Source organism: Rhodococcus sp. EPR-157, assembly GCF_001647195.1.
Taxonomy (GTDB): Bacteria; Actinomycetota; Actinomycetes; order Mycobacteriales; family Mycobacteriaceae; genus Rhodococcoides.
This window is the reverse complement of sequence record NZ_LVCV01000499.1, coordinates 1-7,400: the sequence shown is the minus strand read 5'-3', so window position 1 is coordinate 7,400 and position 7,400 is coordinate 1. Positions and strand designations below refer to the sequence as shown.

4 protein-coding genes are annotated in these 7,400 nt (G+C 59.6%); 1 reads left to right on the top strand and 3 read right to left on the bottom strand.

The annotated features are described in order from the left end of the window. Positions 1-73: 73 nt before the first annotated feature. The 3 genes from A2J03_RS32115 to A2J03_RS22470 all read right to left on the bottom strand — a co-directional run bounded on the left by A2J03_RS32115 (position 74) and on the right by A2J03_RS22470 (position 5,763). Positions 74-169: a DUF2510 domain-containing protein gene (locus tag A2J03_RS32115; RefSeq protein ID WP_082898020.1), complete on the bottom strand. Its 96-nt coding sequence runs from the start codon at positions 167-169 to the stop codon at positions 74-76. A gap of 90 nt (positions 170-259) precedes the next feature. Continuing rightward, a complete protein-coding gene (locus tag A2J03_RS22475) occupies positions 260-1,585 on the bottom strand; it encodes an AlbA family DNA-binding domain-containing protein (RefSeq protein WP_068378412.1) in 1,326 nt (441 codons plus the stop codon). Positions 1,586-2,175: 590 nt separating this feature from the next. Further along, positions 2,176-5,763, bottom strand: a complete 3,588-nt coding sequence (locus A2J03_RS22470; protein WP_231912657.1) for a hypothetical protein — start codon at positions 5,761-5,763, stop codon at positions 2,176-2,178. 693 nt (positions 5,764-6,456) lie between these two features. Between A2J03_RS22470 and A2J03_RS31800 the strand changes: the two genes are divergently transcribed. Then, positions 6,457-6,867, top strand: a complete 411-nt coding sequence (locus A2J03_RS31800) for a hypothetical protein (protein WP_231912656.1) — start codon at positions 6,457-6,459, stop codon at positions 6,865-6,867. Positions 6,868-7,400 lie beyond the last annotated feature (533 nt).

The following is a 7,400-nucleotide window of genomic DNA, read 5'->3' as shown; positions in this document are numbered from 1 at the left end:
CTACGAAAACGAGTACCGTCATCAATGCTCGACCGCCACCTCCGACCGCGAAGTGGCTTGAACCAGGTCTCCATCAGATCCAGGACGGTTCAGTCCAATGAATTCCGTCCCAGTATCTGATCAGTCGTGGTTCATTCGGGTCAGGTTGCCATCCGGGCGGGGCGGCCATCGTGGTTTGTTCATAGGCTGAGCGTCGTCGTGTGGATTGATTCGGTCGTTTTGCAATGTGCAGTGTGGGCCGTGGGTTCGGGTCGGGTGGTCAGTGCAGGATCTGATCTTGGTAGTCGAGAAGTATCTGGCCGGAGATATTGGCCCCGAATTGGCTAAGGATGTCCTGGGCGAGGTCTACACCGGCGAGCCGGGTGTCGGTGATCAGCTGTGTTGCGGTAAACGTGTGGGAGGCCGATAAGCGGTCTGCCTTGACGATGAGATTGTTCGAAATTTCCCGTTTTTGGTCGCCGGAGATGAGTTGGCGTCCGGCAATGTTGCAGAGTGTGATCTCGAATGTGATGGTGTCGCTTTTGAGGGTCGTGGCCCAGCGGGCACCGAACTCGGCGATCTCGATCATGTAGAGCAGGACGTCCCAAACTGCGACTGCGCCGGAGGCGAGGGGATGTGTGGCGGTCAGTTCTGCGGTGCCTGGGTTCATGTCGGTGGCAAGGGCTCGGCGGTGCAGAAATTGCGCGCTGGTGAACAGGCGCCAGGCTTCTTTTTTGTTGGTGTTCTGTCCGGAGAGATCTTGGGCGATCCAGGTGCCGTGGCGGTTGATTGGTTCTCTCTGATCGACCCACGGCACTGGCCATCCACGCAGTCGCACGATGTGGTCGAGGAGTGTGGATTCGAGGAGTTCGGGACCGAGCCTTTTCTTGTCATAGATGCCCGGTCGGATAGCGATGTCGGTGTAGCCCAAAGATCCAAAGAACCCGTCGACGGTGTCGGTACTCGTTCCAGCGTGGGCCACAGCTGCAGGCCACGCCTGCGATCGTTCATCGTCGTAGGCGGCTTTGTCTGGGTCTCGATATAGACCGTTGGGGCTCAAAGGAAGTCCTGCGGCGCCTGCGCGTCGGATGAACTCACGGACGCCTTTGTTGATGGCGATGTCAAGCAGATCGCGCATGTCCGACGACGAGGGAACGGTCACCGACTCGGGTTTGCCACGCGGACGAACGTAGGTGAACCCGTCCTGTAGGACCCCTTGGTAAGCCTTCGTGCACACGTGCGGGACGCGGTCGAATTCTGTGACGTCGAGAACGACGATAGTGACTCCGTTCGAGAGCTCGTACCGGTGAATGTGGAAGGACACCGGTGGGTCGCTGTATTTTGCCAATGCAGCGCTGACGTTGTCGAAATCGGACCAATCTGCAGCCTGGGCGGAAGTGAGGCCGGGCTTCATCTCGCGGATTCGGTCGTCGTCTATTCCAAGGCAGACAACTCCGCCGTCACTGAGATTTCCCATCGCCATAGCTGCGCGAGCGATCTTTGCGACGTAGGAGGTGTCGGTGAAGTCTCTCGGGCCTTTGACTTCGAACGAGCGTGTTTCGTGGTCCAGCGCGAGCTGCTGCTCGACGTCCTTCTGTTCGATCATGGAATGGACAATAGGGATAAACGGCGCGAGTGGTGTCGAGATTCGCGCTACCAACTACTTGCGAGCGATCCGGTGCCAGCTCCTGTCCAGGTTCCGCAGCCGCTCCATCCCGAGCGCTGCGCTCAGCGGATCGATCACTCCTCCGATGGCCCGCGAGCCAACGAACGAGGCATCGTGACGCGTCAATCGCCGTAAGCCGATGCCGCGCCTTCTTCGGAGTCGACGCTCGCGGCCAGTTGTCGGTCACGCAAAATGCGTCTTCAACACCGAGTCAGTTGGGACACGTTCTGCGTCGTCCTACTCACCGACCCCGGGGTGCGAACACCGCAGCGCTCTCGGATCGCGAGTTTACAGTCTTCGGCGACCAACCACTGTGTCGGTGAGAACACTCGGCCTTCGGAGAGATTGCCGTCGAGACTTACAGACCCCACTACCTCCGACTCGATCCGCTTGTTGTCGTCTCAGCTACACAGTGACGTTCGGTTTCCATGGTCGAAACATCAGTTTCTATTCGTAAACTGAGGCCCTGGTCACCAACCTGGCAGACCTAATGCTCCGCATCGTCATTGATCGACGGGGCACCGACTTGTTCAGCGCGAATAGGGCGCGAGAACATTATTTCCTGCATAAACCAATCGATCGACGAGCCGGAGCCAGTTCTCACCGAATCCACGCATATTGGCTTCGGTGTGAATGTCTACCAGCCATTCGTTCAAGGACGCGGACGAAACGAGTTGACGGCTGGGTTCGGAAAGGCACAGCGCCTCAAGCCAAAAAAATCCATGGTTAAGCTGCATCTCGATAGAGAGTTGCCGCAGAAGCTGGATGAGTTCAAACATGCAAGAGTGTCTACCTGCTGCGTAGGGAAGCCACCGGGAAATGAGATCCAATAGCTGGCCAGCTTCTACTCCTTTGAAAGTTCGGAGACCGAACTCACTGTGCAGTAGATCGGTTGACTCCGGGTGGTTCGGAATCAGGTGACTCAGTGCATAGTCGACGAAGCTGTCACCCTGATCGTAGATCGCCTTATTGAGGTCTACCTGGTCCAGAACATGTACAAAGAGCGTTGGCCAGGTTCTCTTTGCCGTGTTGGCTAGCTCTTGGGTTTCTGCTCCGGCTACTGCCAAGTCTCGCAGGAATGCACTGAACACGTGGGTGGCAGGAGCCAGGATCGTGACGTAGTCGAGTAACAACGCGTCGGTTGAGTCTGCACGTGACTGGCGGTGCAACAGTGCGCGTGCCGCGGTCATTGTTTCGGCGCCGTGGTCGTCGACGAAGTAACCGTGTTCCGGTGATTCTTGTTCGACCATAGCGTGCGCCTGGCACCGAAGCAGTATTACCAGGTCCTTTTGGGCTGCCTCCGCCACGCAGGCGTCCGTCGCAGCGGCGCGACCAATAGCACGGATGGTCGCGCTGAGGCGCGTCGTGTCGAGCCTGTCGGGTCGTATCTGCCGAATGCGAGCTAGTACATCACCTTCAATGACCACTCGGGGATGGTGCTGGAGTTCTTCGTCGAATTTGCCGATTTCGCACAGCCGCGCGAGGTCGACTACCCATTCATATGCGGTCAAGTGAATGCATGGGTCGTCAGTACATCGATTCTCCCACACAGTGTCGAAACCGCGAGCGAATGACATGCAGGTGTCGGTTGCTGCCAGGGAACCTAGCGTCGCGGCCGTGGACGCAACGTCACCGGGGCTTGCCCCTGCTGTACTGATATGTTCCGCGAGTTGGGGAAGTAGCAGTTGCGGGATTGCGCCGGCGGCCACCGCTCGAGTTCCGATGTCGTTCTCGAACCTGAGTGCGTCATCGTTGCCTTTGGCGTCGTCCGCGGTCTGTTCAAGAATTTCAAGGATCGAGGTGATTGCGAACGTGGGGTCGGCGCCGAGTGCTTCAGGGTGTCCTGCGGCAGCGGTGCGTACCGCAGCAGACGCGACGCAGGCAATGGTGAGGTACGGGTCGGATGCTGTGAACTCGGGTGGGTTGTCATGCAGGTCTTTGACCCGCGCTAGGTCGTTCGCTATTTCGATTGGAGTAGGCGGGGTCCAACCTCGCTTCTGTTGTCGCGCGGGGATCCAATACTTGTTCTGCAGCTCCAGAAGGACGTGGCCGCGGAGCATATCTGCCCGTACCGGACCGAGTTCTTTTTCGATGTCGGCGGGCTCGTTGATCGAGACGAGTACCCCACCTTCGGTGGGGTCTGTTGCGAGATTGTCCGCGTCGAACGTCGCCGCCCACCGGCGAGCGGTGGAGTCGCTTGGATCGAAGCGAACGGTGTTCTCGAGAAGTCGTTCACCCAAGTTTTTCATGTCGATACGACGCTGCTGATCGGCGCGGAGGACGAGGAGTACGGCGACATCTCGCAGGTGCCATTTCCGTCGTTCCGGGTTGGTGATGCCATCGTCGGGCGTGCGCATGAAGCTAATGGACTCCCTATTGACGCGGATGGAGTCGAGCTCCCAGACGAGTGGTTCGACGAGATACCGGTCCAATGTCTTCAGATCCGCGCCGAGGTGGCGGATGGTTGCGCCGAGAATGAGGGCCGGCATGGCCAGGTTTTCGCAGCCGTTCAGGAGTGCGGTAGCAATGTTGGCGAGCGCGGCGCCGTCGGAGACTAGTTGGTCGATCCACCGTTCGACGGCTTGGAGCGCGCTCATGCATGGGTATGGTCCGTTGGTGTTGCCGCGGTACCAACCCCAGACGTCGCTGTCGCCGACGTACGTTCGCTCGGTGCCAGAGATCGCGAGCGTGAAAGTTGAGTCAGGTTTGACGTTTTCACCTCCGGGTTCGACGTGACAGCGGATGTTCACGGCGTGGTTCAGCATGCGGTTCACGGCAGGAATCCAGTGCTTATGCGCGCACATTCGGGTGAGGAGCCAGAACGGCCCGGATGTAGGGCTGCTCAATGGCCCGAAGCCTTGCGGCTGGTGGTCGCGTATGCCGGTTCGGCGGAGAGAGCCGCGACGGTTAGCGCTACCACGGCTGTCGATGTAGTAGGCCTCGGTGAGCTGGATTAGCAGGTCGGGATCATGCGATCCGATACCCCATGCGCTCCAATCGAGATCGACCGCTGGTTGGAGGCGCGACGGAGATTTGGCCGCAACCCTCTGCAGGCAGGCGCGCACATCGTGGTCAATGTCAGGACCAAGCAGGGCCAGCAACTGGATGTATCGCGGCTGGTTAGTTTGCCAGGGCAGAGTCCGCCGGCCGGACGCTTTTTCTCTGTGATGACCGGTAGTGTCGATCACGGCACTGTCCTCGGTCTCATGGTGGTGGCCGGCCGGGTCGGTCGAATCATTATAGGTTCGCCAGTGCTTGAGCAGCACCTCCCTCAGTGCTGTCCGAGTCTGATTGCCCGCGGGAAGTCCCTCCATCAGTGCTGCGTTGAGCCAGTCGGTCAGTAGGCGAAACGGTTCATTGTCCTGACTCCACAGCTCGTTGACTTCTTCGATGAGGAGTCGGACGATTGGCTCGCCTCGGGGGACGTCAATCATGTTGTTGTGACGCTGGTGGAGTGAGGTGATTCTGACGAACGTCGCAAGAATCTCGTGTGATTTAGGGGCGGCGGTCTCGAACGCGCGCCGCAGTAGGTCGTACGCGTTCGGCATTTCCAGTACGGCTTCAAGCGGCACGTCTTTCCAACGAACCGTCGATTCGTCGCCGAGAAGATCGAACTGAGCTACCAGCATCGCAAGCTCAAGGTGGGGATTCGCCGCACGCGTCAGTTTGCCCTCGCAAGCGAGCTTGGCGGCGGACATCGACCATCGCAAGGGGCGGCCTGAAGCAGTCAGGGTGCTCGTAATGGATTCCGTCCGAACCAGACATACCGCCGTCGCGAATCGGCGGATTTCGTCGTGTGCAAACTCGGGCGCAGCAGTGTGTAGGTCGGCTGGGGCGACCAACAAGTCGGTCCGGAGAGCGTCGAGTGCAGCAGGGTTTGGGCGCGGGTAGGCCCTCTCGGTTTTCGGTAGTTTCAGCTCCGTCTCGCTCATGGCCAGAAGGGCCTCTGTTCGCGCAGTTGGTGAACCCTCGGCTGTTTTGCGACCGATCAAGTTGTTCCAGATCAGTTGAAGACAAGCCCAATGGTCCAGAGGTGCGGTGACCGTCGTGCCTGTCCGGGCGAGAAGGTCGACGACCGCCAATCGTCGAAGTAGTGACTTTTTCGGCAGGTTGCGCAATGCTCCTGCGATTGCTGGCAGCCTTGCGCCTACGACGTGCAACTCGGCGTCGTCGAGGCCTGGAATCTCGAACTTCTTCGGTGCCGGGTATAGGCCGACAAGGGTGCTGGCGGCGTCCTCACTTGCATTGTCCGCGGCGACCAGGGCTAAACCGGCTCCCGCTTCGTGGGCGGCTGCTGCGAGCTCTCGAAGCAGTTCGCCACGTCCTTCGATGGCTGCGTCGGCAGCGTCGACGACGAGGATCCGAGACGGTGCTGACATCTCGCTAAGGACCTTCGTGAGCGGCATACCTAGGTCTGCTGATAAAGCCGGCTCGCTGTTGCGGGTTCTGCGTAGGTTCAAGATTACGCATTCGAAGTTGCTATCGGCTTTAGCGAGAGCCAGAGCTCCCGACAGCGTCAGAGCGCTCTTGCCGGTTCCGGACTCGCCTGTGAGCAGTAGTGAGCTCCGGGTGGTCCCGGCGACGAGAAGCTCGGCCTTTATCCTTTCGTGCAGCGTTGTGCGTGGCAGATTCAGCCCGCCAGCTAGCTCGTGTCGGACTGCCACCTTCGCCGAGTGCTGTTCGACACCTAGCTGCACCCATGCGGCCATTGACTTACCGGCCTCGGACGCTAGGACCGTGTGGAGCTTGCGCCGGATCAGTTGGCGATCGACCACTGTGCCCTTCTGGTCGAACTGTGTCGCCCCAGCTGAGTGAAGGTTGTCGCGAACGTCAGCGCCGCTTTTCCCTTGCCGCGCTATCGTGTTCAGCCGGTTGCCGATCTCGACCCAATCCGTTTCGTCGTCGGACTCGACGCGAAAGTCCAGCACCCAGAGCCGGTTCAGAAGCGACCAGACCAGGTCGCGAAGGTCATTGTCAGAGGCCTGCGGGCGTGCCTTTGCCACAAGGCCGGTGATGTGTCCGTAGCGGTTGGCGTAGTTGCGGTGCCGCCCGGGCTGATGGACCTGGCTATAGAAGTCCGACTCAGCCGAGTTTTCCCGGGCGAGAGAAGCGAGGTTCTGCACCTCCCGATGTGCGTTCGTCATTCCAGCAAGCGCGACCGCGACGTATGCGCGGTCGTCGATCGCGAATGTATCTACCTGGTCAAGGAGCGTGCCGACTAGCTCTGCAGTCTTCTTGTGGCTCCTGATGAATTGTGGTGTTCGTCGGACAGCTATGTGGACGATGGCACGTTCGCCGTTCTTCTCGGCTTCCACGCGCAGGTCGTCGACTGGGTTGGCTGGGTTGGTCTGAAATGCCACCCTTACCGCGGGCAACTCGCCGGTCTCAGGGCGTGCAGCACCGAGCAACACGTCCGCGAGGTAACGGGTTGCAACTCGATGGGCGAGGGTGCTGCCCCCGCCACCCCCAGCGTATGGGTTGACCACCACTGGCTTCCCACTCGTGTCGGGCGGAAGCTCACTCGATTTGCCGCCATCGTCCTCCATGCCAAAAGTATGTCAAATCAGCGCGACTCGGAAACTTCGACGTCCGTTCGACTGCGGTTTAAATTTGCTTGATCCAGATTTCGCGTGGCGAGGCTCGACGGCATTGAACATTCGTGTTGGCGCAACTTTTCATCCGTGAGCGGTTTTCACTGTGGTGCCGGTTGGCGGGTGTTCGGAGGCCTTGGGGAGGCTAGACCGCATGCTGTTTG